The following is a 19,212-nucleotide window of genomic DNA, read 5'->3' as shown; positions in this document are numbered from 1 at the left end:
CGCCGACCCAAGTGCGGTGCAACGCTGGTGAACTGAGCGGGTGTTGGGTGGCGGAGGCCGGGATTTCTGCCGAACTCCCGTTGTATGAGGCAGAGTTGCGGCCCGGGCGTCAGTGCGGGTGCTGCTTCGGACCGCGACGCGGCGACGGGGGCGGCTCCGTGCGATCCGTGCCGTCCGAGCCGTCCGTGCCGTTCGTGCGGTCAGGGTGGTCGGCGGCTCGGTCGGCGCGGGCCGTGTCCCCGCTGTCTCCGCCGTCCGCGCCTTCGCCGCGGGCCGTGCCGTCCGTGCCGTCACCGTCGGCGGTGACCAGTCGGGGCGGGAGCCACCAAGCCGCCGCGCAGAGGCAGAGGCCGAGCCAGCCGGTGGCGAACAGCCAGCCGCCGATGACATCGGTGAACCAGTGCACGCCCAGGTAGATGCGGGTCAGACCGACGAGCGCGCCCCAGCAGCCGACGACCGCGCACAGCGGGTTTCTCCCGCGAGGCGCGCGCAGGCAGATCGCGAGAATCACCAGCCCGGCGGCGAGGGCGGCCGTGGTGGTGTGGCCGGAGGGGAACGCCCACCCCGAGGGGTGGCCGGCCCAGTCCGCGCGGGGCGGGCGGGGCCGGGCGATCAGCGACATCACGCCGTAGCGCACCCCCTGTCCGGCCGCGAGACAGCCGGCGCCCAGGACAGCGGCGAGCAGCCGCTTCCGTATCCGCACCCCCCTGCCCACGAGGAGTCCGGCCAGGAGGACCAGGGCGTACGGGACGACTCCCGTACCGGTCGCGGTCAGGCCACGGGCCACGGCCAGGCTCAGCTCCGGACGATGGGCGACGGACCAGTTCAGGAAGGCGCGGTCCAGGAAGAGCGGGGAGCCGTCGCCGTAGACGACCAGGCCCAGTACGCCGAACGCCGTCCATGCGCCGAGGCCCACGCTGCCGGACAGTTCGGCGATGTCCTGGCGCTTCCCGAGCCGTGGACTGTCCCGGTGTGCGACGCCGTTCATGACACCAGGAGGGGGCGCAAGGGCGTGGCCGTGATCCGGGCGGCCAGGTCCCCCGGCCACCGTCGCGGCAGGGCCGCCGCGCCGAAGGCGACGAGTGTGCCGACCAGCAGGCCCGCCAGGACGTCGTGCGGATAGTGGACCCCCACCCAGACCCGCGACGCCGCCATCGCCGGCGCGGCCACGGCTGCCACGGCGCCCAGCCGGCGGGAGACGAAGAACAGGGCGACGGCGGCCGCCGCGGCGATGGTCGCGTGGTTGCTCGGGAACGACCAGTCGCCCGTCGCGGGACATGTCTCCAGCGTGGCCACGCGCAGGGTCTGGCAGGGCCTGGCCTCCCGCACCGCCGACTTGAGCAGGGTGTCGATGCCGTAGGCGACCACGACGACCACCGGCACGGCCAGCGCCGTCAACGCCGCCGCGGGGCCGACCCGGCGCGCCCGCCACCAGCCGATCAGCATCAGGACGGCGAACAGCGCGAGCCCGTACGCCGACCAGGCCGCGACCACGTCGTTCAGCCAGCCGGGGGTGTGGCCAGCCGACCGGACCACGTCACGGTAGGCGGCGCCGTCGATCGACGGACCGTCAAGGGCGAGCATCATCCGCGCGCCTCCCGGGACTTGGCGCTCTCCGCGCTCCCGGCGGACTCGACCGGCTCGGCGCTTCCCGACGTCTTCCGGGTCCGGCCGCCCTTGCGGGAGCGGTACAGCTCGGCGGCGAGCGGGAGCAGGGAGACGACCACGATCAGGGCCACGATGGGAAGCAGATACCTGTCGACGTTCGGGATCGACGAGCCCAGCGCGTACCCGGCGAGGGTGAGGCCCAGGCTCCACACCAGGCCACCGACCACCTGCCAGAGCGTGAACGTGCGGACGGGTACGCCGAGCGTGCCCGCCAGCGGATTCAGCACCGTGCGTACCACCGGCACGAAGCGGGCCAGCACGATCGCCTTGGCGTGGCCGTATCTGTCCAGCAGTTCCTCCGCGTGGAGCGCGCCCTCCTTCAGCCGCGCGGAACGGCTGCGAGCGAGCAGCGCCCCGCCCGCCTTCCGGCCCAGGAGATAGCCGCACTGCGCACCGGCCAGCGCGCCCACCGCCGCCGCGACGAGCAGCGCCGGCAGGGAGAGCTTCAGCCCCCGGTCGGCGGATCCCGTGCACAGCAGTCCCGCCGTGAACAGCAGGGAGTCGCCGGGAAGGAAGAACCCGAGCAGCAGCCCGGTCTCGGCGAACATCACCACGCCGACGCCGAGCACACCGAAGGCGGCCAGCAGGGACCTGGCGTCCAGCACGTTGACGGCGAGTTGCGCCGCCAGGTCCGTGGTCGTGGTCATCGTCGCGAGCCTTCCCTCCGGTCGCCGGGGGCGCGTCGGACAGGCCCCCGGGGCAACCGACTACATAGGTGTAGACGGTCTACTGAACTGTAGACGAGGGAGGGCGGTCGATCGTTCCCGCCACGACGTCGGTCGGGCGCGGATCACCCGATCCAGCGCGTCTTTTACCGCGCCGTTGCCGATTCATGACTGTCCGACTACATGCATGTAGTCATGATGGTCGACGTACGTCGTGGTTAGGCATGCCTTCGCTAACCAGCATCAAGAAGGCCGGTCACGGCCGGGGAGGGTCGCACCGCATGTGGGACGACGCGTTTCCAAGCTTTCTGATCGGCCTGAGGGAAGGGCTCGAAGGAGGGCTCATCGTCTCCATCCTGGTCGCCACCCTGGTGCGGGCCGACGCCAGGTCGAGGCTGGCGCAGGTGTGGACCGGTGTCCTGGCCGCGATCGCGCTCTCGCTGAGCTTCGGGGCGGTCCTCACCTTCACGGCGGCCGACCTCCCCGCCACGGCACAGGAGGCCTTCGGCGGCACGCTCAGCGTGATCGCCGTCGCGTTCGTCACCGCGATGGTGTTCTGGATGCGCCGCTCGGCCCGCAACCTCTCCGGCGAGATCCGGGAGAAGGTGACCGGAGCGCTCACCACCGGTGCCGGGGTGCTGATCCTCACCTCCTTCCTCGCGGTGGGCCGCGAGGGACTGGAGACCGCCCTGTTCCTGTGGACCACCGCCCGCGCGGCCGGTGAGTCCGCGGGCCCGATGGCGGGCGCCGGCATCGGACTCGTCCTGGCGGCCGGCCTCTGCTGGGGCCTCTACCGCCGGGTGCTGAAGATCAACCTCACCAGGTTCTTCACGGCCACCGGCGCCGTCCTCATCGTGATCGCGGCCGGCGTCCTCGGCTACGGTCTGCGCGACCTCCAGGAGGGCGGGGTCCTGCCCGGCCGCGCCGCCTACGCCGTCGACCTCGGCTCCCACATCGACGCCGGCGCCTGGTACAGCACCCTCGTGCAGGGCGTCCTCAATCTCTCCCCGACGATGACCTGGCTCCAGGTCACGGGCTACGCCGCGTACCTCGCCGTAGTGATGACCCTGTTCGTACGGGGAGTGCGGACCAGGGAACCGGAGCGGCCCGCCGTACGAACGGAACCGCCCGCCCAGCCGCAGCCCTCCCAGCCTTCTCCGTCCTCCCAGCCCTCCCCGTCGGCCCCGCGCTCCCCCTCCTCTCCGCGTCGTCGGCCCGGCTGGGTGGTGCCCGTCGCGGTGGTCGCCGTCCCCGCCGTGCTGGCCGGACTCGTCGTGGCCCTCTCGCGCCCCAAGCCCGCGGGTGCCGCGACCGTGGCCGTCTCCGAGAGCGACTGCGGCAAGGGCTTCACCGCACCCGCCCCGGGCCGGCGCACCTTCCAGATGCACAACACCGGGGACAGGACCGCCGAGGTCTATCTGATCGACCCGGACACCGACGCGGTCTACGGCGAGATCGAGGGCCTCGCTCCGGGGACCACCCGGGCCCTGGTCGCCACCGTCGGGGGAGGCTCGTACGCCTGGCGCTGTGTGCCCGCCGGGGCGGGGGCCGTCACCTCGGCCACGGTCCACGTCGGCGGCGGGGGAGGGGCGGGTGCGGTGGTGCCCGTCTCCGCGAACGACCTCGCCGCGCCCCTCAAGGCGTACAAGGCGTACGTCGAACAGGGGCTGGCGACCCTGGTCACCCAGACCCGCACGCTCGACGCCGACCTCGACCGCGGCCGTCTCGGCAAAGCCCGCGCGGACTGGCTGACCGCGCATCGCACCTACGCCTCCCTCGGCGCCGCGTACGGCACCTTCGAGGACTTCGACCAGAAGATCAACGGCAGGGCCGACGGTCTGCCGGGCGGAGTGCGCGACAAGGACTTCGCGGGCTTCCACCGGATCGAGTACGGACTCTGGCACGGCCAGTCGGCGAGTCAACTGAAGGCGCCCGGAAGGCAGTTGGTCGCCGCCGTGGCCGGACTGCAAAAGGCGTTCCCCACCCAGGACTTCGACCCGGGCGACCTGCCGCTGCGGACCCACGAGATCCTGGAGAACACCCTCCAGTTCGAACTGACCGGTGACACCGACGAAGGCAGCGGCACCAACCTCGCCACCGCCGACGCCAACCTCGCCGGCACCCGTGAACTCCTCACCGTACTGCGGCCGTTGCTGACCACCCGCGCGCCGAAGCTGCTCCCCACGATCGACGCCGCTGTCACCCGGCTGCAGAAGCTGCTCGACTCGGCGCACCACGGCTCCGGTTGGACCCCCGTCGAACGGCTCGACACGACGACCCGGGCCCGTGTCGACGGCGCCACCGGACAGCTGCTGGAGGATCTGGCCCCGGTGCCGGACCTGCTGGAGATCAGGAAGTCGGCCTGATGAGCGACGCGAACACCCCACGCGACACACCTACCGAAGGGAACCGGCCGATGCCGTCCGCCGAGATCCAGGGCTGCCCGGCCGGGGCCGGCCGCCGCTCCTTCGTGCGGACGGCGGTCGGCGCCGGAGCCGCCGGTGCCGTGCTGGCCGGCGGCGGGTTCGCGCTCGCCGGGACCGGTGGCACGGCCGGGGCGCGGACCGCCGACAGCGCCGACGCCGCGAAGGTGCCCTTCCACGGCACCCACCAGGCGGGCATCGTCACCCCCGCACCGGCCGCCGCGGCCTTCGTCTCGTTCGACGTGATCGCCGACGACCGCGCCCAACTGGCGCGGCTGCTGCGGACGATCACCGAACGGGCCCGCTTCCTCACCGCCGGCGGCACCCCCGCCGACGCGGGCGTGGGCGCGCCCCCGTCCGACAACGGCATCCTCGGCCCCGACGTCCCCGCCGACGCCCTCACCGTCACCGTCGGCGTAGGCGCCTCCCTCTTCGACGACCGCTACGGACTGGCGAAGGCGAAGCCGCGCCGGCTGACCCCCATGAGGACCTTCCCCAACGACGATCTGCGCGCGGCCGAGTGCCACGGAGACCTGTCGCTGCAACTCTGTGCGGCCCGTCAGGACACGGTGCTGCACGCGCTGCGCGACATCACCCGCCACACCCGGGGCGCGATGCGGATCAAGTGGCGCGTGGACGGCTTCCAGAACACCCCGCGCCCCACCGGCGCCCAGCGCAACCTGCTCGGTTTCAAGGACGGCACGGTCAACCCGGACGTGCGATCGGCCCGTGAGACCGGCCGGCTGATCTGGGTGGGCGACGGCACGGGCGAGCCCGCGTGGGCGAGGGGCGGCAGCTACCAGGTGATCCGGGTCATCCGCATGCTGGTCGAGTTCTGGGACCGGGTGTCGCTGGCCGAGCAGGAGAAGATGTTCGGCCGCCGCAAGGACACGGGGGCGCCGCTGGACGGCGCGAAGGAGACGGACATCCCCAACTACGCCAAGGATCCCAAGGGTTCGGCGATCCCGCTGGACGCCCACATCCGCCTCGCCAACCCGCGCACCGCCGCCACCGACACCTCGCGCATCCTGCGCCGCGGCTACAACTACGACCGGGGCATCGACGACGTCGGCAACCTCGACATGGGTCTGGTCTTCTGCTGCTACCAGCAGGACGTGCGGCGGCAGTTCGAGGCCACCCAGACGCGGCTGATCGACGAGCCCCTCGTCGACTACATCTCGCCGACGGGCGGCGGCTACTTCTTCGCGCTGCCCGGCGTCCGGGACGCCGGGGACTGGCTGGGCCGGGAACTGCTGGCTACCTGAGCGCTTTGCCTTTCCATGGGTAAGACCTTCCCTGCCCTTTGCTGTACGTTACTGCACATGAGTTGCAAGTACGGGAGGATGGCACAAGGTTGCAGGCCGCAGCCGCCCACCCGGAAAGGAAGACCCTCCTCGATGACGTCCGCTCCCGGCACCGCTCCGACCCTCCCCGCCCCGGCCGAGGCGAAGCTCTCGGCCTGGCAGCGCGTCCGTGGCTCCATGACGCGCCAGGAGTGGACCAGAGTCGGCGGGATGGCCGCCTTCGTGCTGGCCCTGCACGTGATCGGATGGTTCACGCTCGTCTGGATCGTCGCGCCCGAGCACTACAGCGTCGGCGAGAAGTCCTTCGGGATCGGCATGGGCGTGACCGCGTACACGCTCGGCATGCGGCACGCCTTCGACGCGGACCACATCGCGGCGATCGACAACACCACCCGCAAGCTGATGAGCGAGGGGCAGCGACCGCTGTCGGTCGGCTTCTGGTTCTCGCTCGGCCACTCCAGCGTCGTCTTCGGTCTGACGCTGCTGCTCTCCCTCGGCATCAAGGCACTGGCGGGCCCGGTCCGCGACGACGGCTCCGAACTCCACGACATCACCGGCCTCATCGGCACGACCGTCTCCGGGACCTTCCTCTACGTCATCGCCGGCATCAACCTCGTCATCCTGGCCGGGATCTGGAAGGTGTTCCGCCAGATGCGCTCCGGCCACTACGACGAGGCCGCGCTGGAGGAGCAGCTCAACAACCGGGGCTTCATGAACCGCCTCCTGGGCCGCTTCATGAAGTCGATCACCAAGTCCTGGCAGATGTACCCGCTGGGCCTGCTCTTCGGCCTCGGCTTCGACACCGCGACCGAGATCGCGCTCCTGGTGCTGGCGGGTTCGGGAGCGGCGTCCGGGCTGCCCTGGTACGCGATCCTGTGCCTGCCGGTCCTGTTCGCGGCCGGCATGTCGCTGCTCGACACGATCGACGGCACGTTCATGAACTTCGCCTACGGGTGGGCGTTCTCCAAGCCGGTCCGCAAGGTCTACTACAACCTCACGATCACGGGCCTGTCCGTCGCCGTCGCCCTCATCATCGGCACGGTCGAACTGCTCGGCCTCTTCGCCACCAAGCTGCACCTGCACGGCGCCTTCTGGGACGGGGTGGCCGGCCTCGACCTCAACATGATCGGCTTCGTCATCGTCGGACTCTTCTTCGCGACCTGGATCCTCGCCCTGCTGGTGTGGAAGCTCGGCCGCATCGAGGACAAGTGGACGGCCGGCCTGGCCCGGCCGGCCGAGCGGACCGGCGACTGAGGCACGCGGCACGGACCCGACGCGGGTGCCCGCGGAGCGTGACTCCGCGGGCACCCGCGTCAGGTACGTACGACCGACGGTGATTCCCACCTCACGGCGGGCCGCGGGGAGTTGTCGCCCGTGCCGTACCGACACCGTTCGGGCGGGCCCCAACCGCCCCCCGTCGCGCGGCGGTTCGGTTCCCGGGTCAGTCCCCGAGCTGGTCGATCTGGCGCAGTTTGTTGGTCGCGTCCAGGGCGGCGACCTTGTAGGACTCCGCCAGCGTCGGGTAGTTGAAGACGGCGTCGACGAGATAGTCGACCGTGCCGCCGCAGCCCATCACGGACTGGCCGATGTGGATGAGTTCGGTGGCGCCGGTGCCGAAGCAGTGCACACCGAGCAGTGTGCGGTCCTCGGGCGAGACCAGCAGTTTGAGCATGCCGTGCGAGTCGCCGATGATCTGCCCGCGGGCCAGTTCGCGGTAGCGGGAGATCCCGACCTCGAAGGGCACACAGTCCTCGGTGAGCTGGTCCTCCGTGCGGCCGACGAAGCTGATCTCCGGGATGGTGTAGATCCCGATCGGCTGGAGGTGGCTCATCTGCCGGACCGGCTCGCCGAAGGCGTGGTACGCCGCCGCGCGGCCCTGCTCCATCGAGGTCGCGGCGAGCGCGGGGAAGCCGATGACATCGCCGACGGCGTAGATGTGCGGCACCGCGGTCCGGTAGAACTCGTCCACGTCGATCCGGCCGCGCCGGTCCGCGGACAGGCCGGCCTTGTCGAGTTCCAGGTCGTCGGTGAGACCCTGCCGCCCCGCCGAGTACATGACCGCGTCGGCGGGGATCTTCTTGCCGCTCTCCAGGACGGTCAGCGTGCCGTGGGCATGCCGTTCGACGGCGGCCACGGTCTCCCCGAAGCGGAAGGTGACCGCCAGGTCCCGCAGGTGGTACTTGAGCGACTCGATGACCTCGACGTCGCACATGTCGAGCATCCCGGCGCGCTTCTCCACCACGGTGACCTTGCTGCCCAGCGCGGCGAACATGGAGGCGTACTCCATGCCGATGACCCCCGCGCCCACGATGACCATGGACCGGGGCACCCGCTCCAGCGCGAGGACGTTGTCCGAGTCCATGATCGTGCGGCCGTCGAACTCGACGCTGTCCGGCCTGGCCGGCCGGGTGCCGGTGGCGATGACGATGTGGTCGGCGCTGAGCAGCTGTTCGTGGCCGCCCGCCTCGCGCAGGGCGACGGTGTGCGGGTCGACGAAGCGGCCCGTGCCGGCGAGGAGCGAGACGTGGTTGCGGGAGAGTTGGTTGCGGATGACGTCGACCTCACGGCTGACCACGTGCTGGGTTCGCGCGGTCAGGTCGCCGACGGTGATGTCGTCCTTGAGGCGGTAGCTCTGCCCGTACAGATCGCGCTGGGTGAGGCCGGTGAGGTACAGCACCGCCTCGCGCAGGGTCTTGGAGGGGATGGTGCCGGTGTGGATGGAGACCCCGCCGACCATGTCGGGGCGGTCCACCACGGCTACCCGGCGGCCGAGCTTCGCCGCGGCGATGGCGGCCTTCTGGCCGCCCGGTCCGGATCCGATGACAATCATGTCGAAGTCGCGCACGTCCGGAGTCTGTCAGCCCGGGGGCCTCCTCCGGAAGGGCGAACCGGCGGACAACCGCTTACCCCGTCCGACCGGTGAACTCCGCGCCGCGCACTGCCGGTTGGCTCACCTCCGTGGTGGGGGTCAGGGCAGCAGCTTGTCGAGGGCGGCCGGGCCGTCCGCCTCTATCCTGCGGCGGGCCCAGTCGAGGTTCTCGGGGCTGAGGTCGCGGCCCGCCGCCAGCACCAGATCCTCCGGCGCGACCTCGGTGCCGGTGCGGGCGTGGAGCAGCGCGTCCGGTGTGGCACGGTCCTCGGGCTGACGGGACGCGTCGGATGGTGACGTCGACATGGTGCCTCCTCCTCGGGGCCGGCCCCCGCGACCGGGTTCGCACGGCCGCGTCCCGGCCCCTCCTCCCACGATTCACCCCCGGGCCGTACCCCGCACCCCGAGCGGGCGGGAGCGCCCCCGCCTCCGGTGACGTGCCCGCCCCCAAGGGAAGCAGCCGCCGGCCCCGTACGGGGAGACTGTCCCGATGGCCGCAAGGCGGCGTGACCGGAACTCCTTCGGTGTACCCGGTCCCCGTACAGCGGAGCGTGCCCCCCAACCGGCCGTCCTACAGGGCCTGTTCGGCCCAGATGACCTTGCCGGCCGGGGTGTAGCGGGTTCCCCAGCGTTCGGAGAGCTGGGCGACGAGGAAGAGACCGCGACCGCCCTCGTCGGTCATCGCCGCGTAGCGCAGATGGGGCGAGGTGGTGCTGCCGTCGGAGACCTCGCAGATCAGGACACGGTCGCGCAGCACCCGGACCCGGATCGGACCGCTGCCGTAGCGGATCGCGTTGGTGACCAGTTCGCTGAGGATCAGTTCGGTGGTGAACGTCAGCTCGTCCAGGCCCCATTGGGACAGCTGCCGGGTGACCGAGGCGCGCACGGAGCCGACGGCCGCCGGGTCGGACGGCACCAGCCACTCCGCGATCCGGTCCGCGCCGAGGGTGCGGGTGCGGGCGACGATCAGGGCGATGTCGTCGGTGTGCCGGGTGGTGAGCCGGGAGTCGAGCACCGCGTGGCAGATCTCCTCCGGCGAGTCGCCGGCTCCGCTCAGGGCGGTGCGCAGCAGGTCGAGTCCGGCGTCGATGTCCCGGTCGCGGTCCTCCACCAGCCCGTCCGTGTAGAGCACCAGCCGGCTGCCCTCCGGCAGCTCCAACTCGGCCGTCTCGTACGGCAGTCCGCCCAGACCCAGCGGGGGACCGGCGGGCACCTCGGGGAAGCTCACCGCGCCGTCCGGCCCGATCAGGGCGGGCGGCGGATGGCCCGCGCGGGCGATGCTGCAGTTGCGGGAGACCGGGTCGTAGATGGCGTACAGACAGGTGGCGCCGGTCACCGCGGCGTCGCTCTCCTCGGTCGTCTCGTCCTGGTCGATGCGGCCGACCAACTCATCGAGCAGGCCCAGGAGTTCGTCCGGGGGCAGGTCCAGCGCCGAGAAGTTGTGCACCGCCGTGCGCAGCCTTCCCATCGTGGCCGCCGCGTGCAGCCCGTGGCCGACGACGTCGCCGACGACCAGCGCGACCCGGGCGCCCGACAGCGGCAGGACGTCGAACCAGTCGCCGCCCACGCCCGCCTGCGCCGGCAGATAGCGGTAGGCGACCTCCAGGGCCGTCTGCTCGGGCAGCCTGCGGGGCAGCAGACTGCGCTGGAGCGTGACCGCCATGCCGTGCTCACGGGTGTAGCGGCGCGCGTTGTCGATGGAGACCGCGGCGCGGGCGACCAGCTCCTCGGCCAGGGCCAGCTCCTCCGCGTCGAACGGCTCGGGCTTCTGCGAGCGCCAGAAGTTGACCACGCCCAGGACCAGCGCCCCGGCCCGCAGCGGCACGGTGATCAGGGAGTGGATGCCGTACTCCACGATCTGCGCGGTGCGCTCCAGATCCTGGGTGAGCCAGCCCGGGGCCTCGCTAAGCCGGGGCTCCACCACCGCGTCCCCGGTGCTGAGACTGCGTGCCTGCGGCGAGGAGGGCACGAACTGGATCTGCTTGCCCACCGGGTACAGCGGCGCGTCGTCCCGGACGCCGACGACCGCCGTACGGCGCAGCTCGGTGCCCTGCCGGGGCTCCTCGCCGTTCAGTACGGCGTCGAAGAGATCGACCGTGGCGAAGTCCGCGAAGCGCGGCACGACCAGCTCCGCGAGCTCCTCGGTGGTGCGGGTGACGTCCAGGCTGGTGCCGATGCCCACACCGGCGTCGTAGAGCATGTTCAGGCGTTCGCGGGCCACCTCGGCGCGGCCGGACAGGGCGCGCAGTTCCGTGGAGTCGCGCAGGGTGGTGACGCTGCCGGGGGGCCCGCCCGCCAGGTCGGTGGGGCGCTGGTTGATGGCGAGCAGCCGGTCGCCGACCCGGTGCACCTCGTCCGTGGCGATCCGCCCGGAGGCGAGCAGGGCCGCGGTGCCCTCGTCGAGTCCGAGGTCGCGCACGGAGCGTCGCTCGGCGTCCTCGGGCAGGTCCAGGAGGCGGTGCGCCTCGTCGTTGGCGAGCAGCAGCCGGCCCTCGCCGCCGATGATGATCACACCCTCGCGCACGGAGTGCAGCACGGCGTCGTGATGCTCGTACATGCGCGTCATCTCGTACGGGCCGAGGTTGTGGGTCTGGTGCCGGAGGCGTCTGCTGACCAGCGCGGTGCCCGCGGTGGCGAGCGCGAGGGCCAGCGCCGCGGCGATGAGGAGCAGGGGCAGCTGCTGGTCGGCGGCGCCGCCGACGTTCGCGGTGGTGATGCCCGCCGAGACCAGGCCGACGATCCTCCCGTCGGCCGCCCGGACCGGAACCACCGCCTGCACCAGGGGGCCGAGGGTGCCGTCGACGTCCTCGGTGACGACCTGCCCGGCCAGCGCGGGCGCGATGGTGCCGATGAACTTCTTGCCGATGCGGTCCGGTTTGGGATGGGTGTAGCGGATCCCCTGGGTGTTCATCACCACGATGAAGTCGACCTCGGACGCCTTGCGGGCGGCCTCGGCGCGCGGCTGGAGGATCGCCGTGGGATGGGCGGTGCGCAGGGCCGCGGCGGTGCCCGGCGCGTTGGCGAAGGTCTGGGCGACGGCCACCGAGCGGTTGCGCGCCTCCTGGTTGCTGTCGTGCCGTACCTGGATGAACTGGGCCACCACGGCCGCGACGACCAGCAGGAGGACGATCACCACCTGGAGGACGAAGACCTGTCCGGCGACGCTGCGTCCGCCCAGCGCCGACCGCAGCCGCCCCTGCGCGAGTTCGCCCCCGTCGCCGGGGGCGGGTCCCACCGCGGTCCGGTCTCCGCGCACCCCGCGGGGACGGTCGTACGTGCGCCGGGCACGCGGGCCGTCGGGGTGGCGGGTCGACCGGGCACCGGGCCGACCCGGGAGGCGGGCCATGAGCCCATGTCTACACTGCCCGCTCCCAGGAGGCGAGGGGCGGGAGAGGCGGGGCGCGGGCGGCCGGTGCTTCACGAGCGCCGGGGTCTGCCCGGGCGCCGGGCGGCGAGCAGCAGCGCGATGTCGTCGGGACGGTCGGCGGTGTGCCGCGCCTTCGCGGTGAGCCGGTCCGCGACGTCCCCCAGGGAGCGTCCGCCGGGCCGGGCGGCGGCGGCACCGAACTTCGCCAGGGCGACGCGCAGCGCGGCGATCCCGTCGTCGATGTCGTGACCGGGCCGCTCCACCAGTCCGTCCGTGTAGAGCGCGAGGATCGCGTCCGGCTCCAGCCGCAGCTCCGCGACGGGGTACCGGGCGTGCGGGTCGACCCCGAGCACCACACCGCCGGGGATGTCCCAGACGTGGGTGCGGCCGTCGGGGGAGCGGATCAGGGGAGGCAGATGCCCGGCGCGGGCGACCCGGGCCAGGCCACCGACCGGGTCGAGGCGGATGTAGCAGCAGCTCGCGAAGAGGCCGGGGTCGAGGTCGATGAGGAGACGGTTGGTGCCGCTCATCACCTCGTCGGGCGGCCGGTCCCCGAGCGCGAACGCCCTTACCGCACTGCGGAGTTGACCCATGGTGGCGGCTGCCTGCACCCCGTGTCCCTGGACGTCGCCGATGACCAGGGCCAGTCCGTTGCCGGCCTCCACGACGTCGTACCAGTCGCCGCCCACCTCCATGCCCTGGGTGCCCGGCAGATAGCGCCCCGCGGTCTCCACCTCGGGGTGGGCGGAGAGGCGTCGGGGGAGCAGCGCCTGCTGGAGGCCGCGCGCGAGGGCGGCCTCGGTGTCGTAGCGGTGGGCCCTCTCCATGGCGTGCGCGATCAGCCCGGCGAGGGCGGTCAGCACCGCGCGTTCCTCGGTGCCGAAGCCGCGGGAGCGGTCGAAACCGAGGATGCAGGAGCCGACCGGGCGCCCGGAGGCGATCAGCGGCAGGAAGGCGCGGGCCCCCTCCTCCGCGTCCAGGGGGATGCCCGGGTAGGCGCTCGCCAGCTGCTGCATCGAGTCGAAGAAGAGCGGACGGCCGCTGGTGAGGGTCTCGACACCGGGCAGCCGGACGTCCAGCCCGAGCCCCTCGAAGGAGGTGAGGAACCCTGGCGGGAAGCCGGTCTCCCAGGCCAGATAGAGATGCCGGTCCTGGAGCAGGTAGATCGCTAGCCGCCGGCCGCCGAACGCGGGCAGCAGCTCCTTCACCACCACCGCGGAGACCTGACGGGCGGTGACCGCTTCGGTGAGCGCGATGGCCAGCACGATCGGGCGGTAGAGCGGAGCCATCGGCGTGTCCCTGTCCCCCGCGGTGCCGGACGGCGGGCCGACGGGGGCGTCCGCCACCCGGTTCGTGGGGACGACCGTGCAGGTCAGCAGGGAATGGCTCGGGTGGACGGAGAGCGCGAGCCAGTCGCTCTCGCGGGACCGCTGGTCCTCGGTGTCGGGCCGTCTGACGTGGAAGTGCATCGGCTCGTGGGAGAGCAGGGCGCCGCGCAACTGGTCGTCGCCGCCCGCCTGTTCCAGCCACGGCACGGACTCCCAGAGCGGCTGCCCGAGGAGGTCGGCGCGCGAGCGGCCCAGGAGGAGGGCGGCGCGGTCGTTGACGTAGGCCACCAGTCCCAGCCGGTCCAGGCAGAAGACGCCCTGCGGGAGCTGGTCGGCCGCGCCGTCGGCCGCCGGGGCGGGGCTCGGGTCGACGACGATGCCGCTGACCGGGTACGCGCCGGACGAAGGGGCGGACCCGGCGTCGGGTGTCCAGAGGTCCATCACCCGCGAGGCGCCGTCGGCGGTGCGTATGCGCAGCGGCAGCGGCGGCGGCCGGCCGACGGAGGTCGACCGCAGCGCGGACAGGACCTGGTGCGTGTCGGCCGGGGACACGGCGTCCGCGATCGCCTGGACGGTCCCGGAGAACTCCGCCGGGGCCACCCCCAGCAGCGCGGCCAGCGAGTCGTCGCAAGTGACGACCGCCGTCGCCGGATCCCACACGAACCGGCCCATGCGCCCCTCGAAGCCGTGCACGCCGGGCGGCCGGACACAGAGGGGCTCGCCGTCCCAGGCGACCGACGGATCGTCCGCGTCCAACTCGGCCAGGGCCGCGCCCAGCTCCCCCGCGATGCGGGTCATACGGTCCACCCCGGGGAGCACCTCGGCGGCGTCCGCGGCCGAGGGGCCCAGCACGGTCAGGACGCCGAACGTCTTCGACCCGCCCACGACGGGGACGTAGAGGGAGCCGAACTGGAAGGGGAGGCCGGCCGCGAACTGGGGGTAGCGCCGCATGGACTCCGTGGCGTTCGGCAGGACCACCTGGACGCCGAGCCGGTAGGCGTCGGCGACCGGGAACCGGCTGTCGACATGCAGCCGCCACCAGGACCGGAACAGCGGCCCGGGCAGTCCGCAGAGGACCGCGAGCCGGAGCAGTCCGGGCGTGCCGGAGCGCAGGTAGACGCCCCCGGAGTGGCCGCCGGCCGCCGCGATCGCCTCGATCGAGGCGTCGGTCAGCAGCGCGGCCAGCCCTTCGGGCGTCCCGTTCTCGTGCGCGGCACTGCCAGTCATCGAGCCTTTCCTCGTCCCTGCGGCGCCGGTGGGTGACACAGCAAGAATGCGCCACGACGTGGCCGGATCGCACCTGGGCGGACGGGACGAGATGTGCGGAGGGCGACCGGCGAGCCCCGGTGGGCCGGGCCCTCGCGCGCCTCCGACCGTGCCGACTGCCCCGGACACGGGCGGCGGACACAAGGCGTCACGGGTCGCTACCGGTCGCAGCGGTGCGCGGGTGTTGGGATGGGGGCGGCAACAGGGCTGGTGTGGAAGGCGGCGGGGTGAGCGGACGTACGACGGACTCGGTGGACCGTTTCGATCTGGCACAGCGGGCGGTCGCGGTGATCGGGACGACACTCGACGAACGCAGGACGGCCGCGGAGTGCGCCGCCTTCCTGGTCGGGGAGTTGTGCGACGCGGCGGCGGTGGACCTCTTCGCGGAGGACGAGGAGCGCCGCACCCACCGCGGCGCGCTGCGCGCGGCGGCGGCCGCGGGCCGGCCCGACCTCCTGGACGGCCTGCGGCACGCCCCGCGCGGCGACGTCCTGGTGCGCGCCCTGGACGCGGGCCATCCGATCACCGCCTCCCTCACCACCGACGATCAGTCCGTGGTGGCCGCCCTCTCCGTGCCGCTGCTGGCCTGGGACAGCGCCTACGGAGCGCTCCTGGCCGTCCGCACCGACCGGCCGTTCACCGACGGCGAGGCCGCCGCGGTGCACTACGCGGCCCGGCTCACCGCCGCGCACCTGCACCACGCCCTCGAACACGAGCGGCTGCGCAGCACGGCGTTCCACCTGCAACAGGTGCTGCTCGCCGAGCCCAGCCGCCCGCACCCCAACGTGGAGTTGGCCACCCGCTACCTGCCCGTCGGCAACGGCACCCTGGTCGGCGGCGACTGGTTCGAGGCCGTGCGGCTGCACTACGGCCGTACGCTCCTCGTCATCGGTGACGTCATGGGGCACGGCCTGGACGCGGCGGTCGACATGAACGCCTACCGTTCGATGCTGCGGTACATCGCCTCCACCGATCTGCCGCCCCACCGGATCCTGCACCGGATGGACACCGCCATGTCCCAGGAGCACAACCGCAGGCCCGCCACGTGTCTGCTCGCCCTCCTGGACCCGGCCCGCGCCACGGTCGCGCTCGCCGGCGCCGGCCATCTGCCGCCCGCCCTCCTGCACGGCGACGGGACCGTCGAGCTGATCCCCGTACCGGTCGGCCCGCCGCTCGGCACGGGCCTCTCCGCGTACGACATGACCGCCCTCACCGTGGCCCCCGAGGACACCCTGCTGATGTTCACGGACGGACTGGTGGAGCGGCGCGGCGAGGACATCGACGCCTCGCTCGCCCGGCTGACCGGCCTCCGGCTGCCCCCCGGCCAGGACGTCGGCCGGCTCCTGGACGAGGTCCTGCTCCGGCTGGACGTCCAGGACGCGGAGGACGACGTGGCCGCCCTCACCGCCCGCCTGCGCGGCGGCGGTTAGCCGGCTACGGCGCCGGCCGCGCACCAAGGGAAGGCAACGCCGTGGCAACGTCCCGAGGACGTCGGTCACGGCTTGGCCAACCCCTTAACACACGTTGTCCACCTGTTCACCGACTGCCTCTGACGCACCCGGCCGGGCCGGGCGGAGAGTGTTCGACGGTCCGCCACGCACCGGGCCGACCGTCACTCCGGAGCGCTTCTCGCTCAAGAAGGGGCAATCATGGCCGAGTTGACACGTCGCAGACTCCTGGGTTCCGCCGTGGGCGCTCTGAGCGGTGCCGCGGCTCTCTCCCTCCTCCCGCCGAGCGTCCAGAAGGCCGTGGCGGCCGAACCGCCCCGGCACAGTTCGCTGCGCGACATCGAACACGTCGTCATGCTGATGCAGGAGAACCGGTCGTTCGACCACTACTTCGGCACCCTGTCCGGCGTCCGGGGCTTCGCCGACCCGCACGCCCTGCGCCTCGACACCGGTCGCTCCGTCTTCTACCAGCCCGACACCGTGAACCCGAAGGGCTACCTCCTCCCCTTCCACCTGGACACCCACACCTCCAGCGCCCAGGCCATCCCGTCCACCAGCCACGCCTGGTCGGTGCAGCACCGGGCCTGGAACGGCGGCAAGATGGACCAGTGGCTGCCCGCCCACCGCGCGGCCGACGGCGTCAACGGCCCCTACGTGATGGGCTATTACACGCGCGACGACATTCCGTTCCAGTTCGCCCTCGCCGAGACGTTCACCATCTGCGACAACTACTTCTGCTCGGTGTTCGGCCCGACCTGGCCCAACCGGCTGATGTGGATGACCGGTTCGATCGACCCGGGCGGCACCCAGGGCGGCCCGATCACCAGCAACGTCGCGCCGACGCCCTACCGGTGGACGACGTACGCCGAGCGCCTCCAGGCCGCCGGGGTCAGCTGGAAGGTGTACCAGGAGGAGGACGACTACGGCACCAACATGCTGGAGCAGTTCGCCACCTTCAGGAACGCCCAGCCCGGCTCCGACCTCTACGAGCGCGGCATGCGCCCGCAGCCGCACGGCACCTTCGAGGACGACGCCCGCAACGACCGGCTCCCGGCCGTGTCGTGGATCTGCCCCACGAGCTACCAGTCGGAGCACCCGGACTACCTCCCGGCCGCCGGCGCCGACTACGTGGCGTCGAAGATCGAGGCGATCGCCGCCAACCCCAAGGTGTGGCGCAAGACCGCGTTCATCCTCAACTACGACGAGAACGACGGCCTGTTCGACCACGTGGCCCCGCCGACCCCGCCCGCCGGAACCCCGGGCGAGTTCATCCAGGGGCTGCCGATCGGCGGCGGCTTCCGGGTACCGGCCGTCATCATCTCGCCCTGGACGGTGGGTGGTTGGGTGGCCTCCGAGGCGTTCGACCACACCTCGGCCCTTCAGTTCCTGGAGCGCTTCACCGGCGTCAAGGAGCCGAACGTCACCGACTGGCGCCGCTCAACCTTCGGCGACTTCACCTCCGCGTTCCGCTTCTCCTCCGGCGCTCCCACCCCGCCCCGGCTGCCGGACGACACCGCGAAGCAGCTCGCCAAGGCGAAGGAGGAAGTGGCGACGTTGCCCAAGCCGACACTGCCCGGCGCCGACCAGAGGTTCCCGGTCCAGGAGAAGGGACGCCGACGGCACGTCTGACCGGCGGCCCGTGAGCGTGGCTCCGCCCGGCCTCACCCGGTCAGGGCCGCCCGCGCCGCCGCGACCGTCCGCTCGGCGTACCCCCGGCCGAACAGCACCGTGTGCACCAGCAGCGGGAACAGCTGGTGCAGTGCCACGCGTCCGGCCCACCCCGCGGCGAGCGGCGCGGCCCGCTGGTAGGCGTCCAGCACCTCGTCCAGATACGGGCAGCCGAACAGCGCGAGCATCGCCAGGTCGGTCTCCCGGTGGCCGCCGTGCGCGGCCGGGTCGATCAGCCACACCTGCCCGTCGGCGCCCCACAGCACGTTGCCGTTCCACAGGTCGCCGTGGAGCCGGGCGGGCGGTTCCGCCGGCCCGGCGAGCAGCGGCAGCCGCTCGCAGACCCGCTCGACCAGGGCCGTCTCGGCGGGCCGCAGGGTACCCGCGTCGGCCGCGCGCCGCAGATAGGGCAGCACCCGCCACCGCGCGTACCAGCGTGGCCAGTCGTCGCCGGGTTCGTTGCGCAGCGGAGCGCGTCCGATGAACGCGTCGGCCGGCCCGCCGGGCGGCGGGGCGCCGAACGCGGGCGCGCCCGCGCGGTGCAGAGCGGCCAGGTCACGCCCGAACCGGGTCGCCGCGCCCGCGCTCGGCAGCCCCGCCGGGACGAGGCCGGTCACCAGCCAGTGCGCGTCCTGGCCGCGTACGGTGGCCACCCGGACGGCAGCGGCGGCGGCCAGCCAGCGCAGCCCCGCCGCCTCGGCGGCCACCGAGCCGGGCGGGTCGCTCTCCTTCACCATCACCGACTGCCCGTCGTCCAGGGCGACCTCGGTGAGCGCTCCGGCCGACGGACGTCCGCCCACCGCCGCCCGCCCGGTCAGCCGCGCCGCGACGGCGCGCGGGTTCTCCTGGTTCTCCTGAGTGATCACAGCCTCCAGGTGCCCTGGCCGACGGCGCCGGTCCAACCGGCGCCGCGCGGCGCGTACTTGAGGCCGCCGCCCGTCACCCGGCCGTTCGCGGCCACGGAGGAACCGGCCGGGTGGACGACGGTGAGGGAGCAGCCGGAACCCCGCCGGGCGGCCGTCGAAGCGGACGGCGACGAGGACGCCGACACGGCGTGCGCGCCGCCGGGTCGAGCGGCGGCGACCGTCGCGGGACCGGACGGGAGTGCGGCACTTCCACGCCTGCGACGCACGGTGGTGAGGCCTCCCCTGTGACGGGCGGCGGACCCGGCCGCCGGAGGTGCGATACCCGCGCCCCAGACGGCTC

Annotated in this window: 14 protein-coding genes; 5 read left to right on the top strand and 9 right to left on the bottom strand. The window is 72.8% G+C overall.

What is annotated here, in order from left to right; all coding sequences use genetic code 11:
* Positions 1 to 109: 109 nt before the first annotated feature.
* Genes ABZT12_RS30950 through ABZT12_RS30940 form a run of 3 tightly spaced genes read right to left on the bottom strand, consistent with a single transcriptional unit; the run spans position 110 to position 2,315 of the window.
* Positions 110 to 988, bottom strand: a complete 879-nt coding sequence (locus ABZT12_RS30950) for a phosphatase PAP2 family protein (RefSeq protein ID WP_356390637.1) — start codon at positions 986 to 988, stop codon at positions 110 to 112.
* Positions 985 to 1,587 (bottom strand): phosphatase PAP2 family protein, encoded by a 603-nt coding sequence (locus ABZT12_RS30945; RefSeq protein ID WP_356390635.1) that lies wholly within the window; start codon positions 1,585 to 1,587, stop codon positions 985 to 987. Before ABZT12_RS30945 ends, ABZT12_RS30950 begins: the two co-directional genes overlap by 4 nt.
* The gene (locus ABZT12_RS30940; protein WP_356390633.1) at positions 1,584 to 2,315 is read right to left on the bottom strand and encodes a DedA family protein; all 732 of its coding nucleotides are present in this window, start codon (positions 2,313 to 2,315) and stop codon (positions 1,584 to 1,586) included. Before ABZT12_RS30940 ends, ABZT12_RS30945 begins: the two co-directional genes overlap by 4 nt.
* A 299-nt stretch (positions 2,316 to 2,614) precedes the next feature.
* Here ABZT12_RS30940 and efeU point away from each other — a divergent pair, with 299 nt between their 5' ends.
* From efeU to ABZT12_RS30925, 3 genes are all read left to right on the top strand, one after another.
* Positions 2,615 to 4,699: an iron uptake transporter permease EfeU gene (gene efeU / locus ABZT12_RS30935; protein ID WP_356390631.1), complete on the top strand. Its 2,085-nt coding sequence runs from the start codon at positions 2,615 to 2,617 to the stop codon at positions 4,697 to 4,699.
* 50 nt (positions 4,700 to 4,749) lie between these two features.
* Positions 4,750 to 6,021 carry an iron uptake transporter deferrochelatase/peroxidase subunit gene (gene efeB, locus ABZT12_RS30930; protein WP_356390718.1) on the top strand — a complete coding sequence of 424 codons (1,272 nt, stop codon included), beginning with the start codon at positions 4,750 to 4,752 and terminating at the stop codon, positions 6,019 to 6,021.
* Positions 6,022 to 6,153: 132 nt separating this feature from the next.
* Positions 6,154 to 7,314, top strand: coding sequence for a HoxN/HupN/NixA family nickel/cobalt transporter (locus ABZT12_RS30925; RefSeq protein ID WP_356390629.1), 1,161 nt, complete (start codon positions 6,154 to 6,156; stop codon positions 7,312 to 7,314).
* Positions 7,315 to 7,501: 187 nt separating this feature from the next.
* Here ABZT12_RS30925 and sthA read toward each other — a convergent pair whose 3' ends face one another.
* The 4 genes from sthA to ABZT12_RS30905 all read right to left on the bottom strand — a co-directional run bounded on the left by sthA (position 7,502) and on the right by ABZT12_RS30905 (position 14,851).
* A complete protein-coding gene (gene sthA / locus ABZT12_RS30920; protein ID WP_356390627.1) occupies positions 7,502 to 8,905 on the bottom strand; it encodes a Si-specific NAD(P)(+) transhydrogenase in 1,404 nt (467 codons plus the stop codon).
* 123 nt (positions 8,906 to 9,028) lie between these two features.
* A complete protein-coding gene (locus ABZT12_RS30915; RefSeq protein WP_356390625.1) occupies positions 9,029 to 9,235 on the bottom strand; it encodes a hypothetical protein in 207 nt (68 codons plus the stop codon).
* A 265-nt stretch (positions 9,236 to 9,500) separates the two neighbouring features.
* Positions 9,501 to 12,275 carry a SpoIIE family protein phosphatase gene (locus ABZT12_RS30910; protein ID WP_356390623.1) on the bottom strand — a complete coding sequence of 925 codons (2,775 nt, stop codon included), beginning with the start codon at positions 12,273 to 12,275 and terminating at the stop codon, positions 9,501 to 9,503.
* Between the two features lie 71 nt (positions 12,276 to 12,346).
* Positions 12,347 to 14,851, bottom strand: a complete 2,505-nt coding sequence (locus tag ABZT12_RS30905) for a SpoIIE family protein phosphatase (RefSeq protein ID WP_356390621.1) — start codon at positions 14,849 to 14,851, stop codon at positions 12,347 to 12,349.
* A gap of 266 nt (positions 14,852 to 15,117) precedes the next feature.
* On the opposite strand from ABZT12_RS30905, the gene ABZT12_RS30900 reads away from it, so the two are divergent.
* Positions 15,118 to 16,320, top strand: coding sequence for a PP2C family protein-serine/threonine phosphatase (locus ABZT12_RS30900; RefSeq protein ID WP_356390619.1), 1,203 nt, complete (start codon positions 15,118 to 15,120; stop codon positions 16,318 to 16,320).
* A 219-nt stretch (positions 16,321 to 16,539) separates the two neighbouring features.
* Positions 16,540 to 17,967, top strand: coding sequence for an alkaline phosphatase family protein (locus ABZT12_RS30895; RefSeq protein WP_356390617.1), 1,428 nt, complete (start codon positions 16,540 to 16,542; stop codon positions 17,965 to 17,967).
* A 32-nt stretch (positions 17,968 to 17,999) separates the two neighbouring features.
* Here the strand turns inward: ABZT12_RS30895 and ABZT12_RS30890 are convergent, their stop codons facing one another.
* Together ABZT12_RS30890 and ABZT12_RS30885 are read right to left on the bottom strand one after the other, a co-directional pair.
* The gene (locus ABZT12_RS30890; RefSeq protein ID WP_356390615.1) at positions 18,000 to 18,872 is read right to left on the bottom strand and encodes a fructosamine kinase family protein; all 873 of its coding nucleotides are present in this window, start codon (positions 18,870 to 18,872) and stop codon (positions 18,000 to 18,002) included.
* Positions 18,869 to 19,138 (bottom strand): hypothetical protein, encoded by a 270-nt coding sequence (locus ABZT12_RS30885; RefSeq protein WP_356390613.1) that lies wholly within the window; start codon positions 19,136 to 19,138, stop codon positions 18,869 to 18,871. The genes ABZT12_RS30890 and ABZT12_RS30885 overlap by 4 nt, the downstream gene beginning before the upstream one ends.
* Between the last annotated feature and the right edge of the window lie 74 nt (positions 19,139 to 19,212).

The organism is Streptomyces sp. NPDC005423 (assembly GCF_040606415.1).
GTDB lineage: Bacteria > Actinomycetota > Actinomycetes > Streptomycetales > Streptomycetaceae > Streptomyces.
The sequence above is the reverse complement of the archived record's forward strand: the minus strand, read 5'-3'. Positions and strand labels throughout refer to the sequence as shown.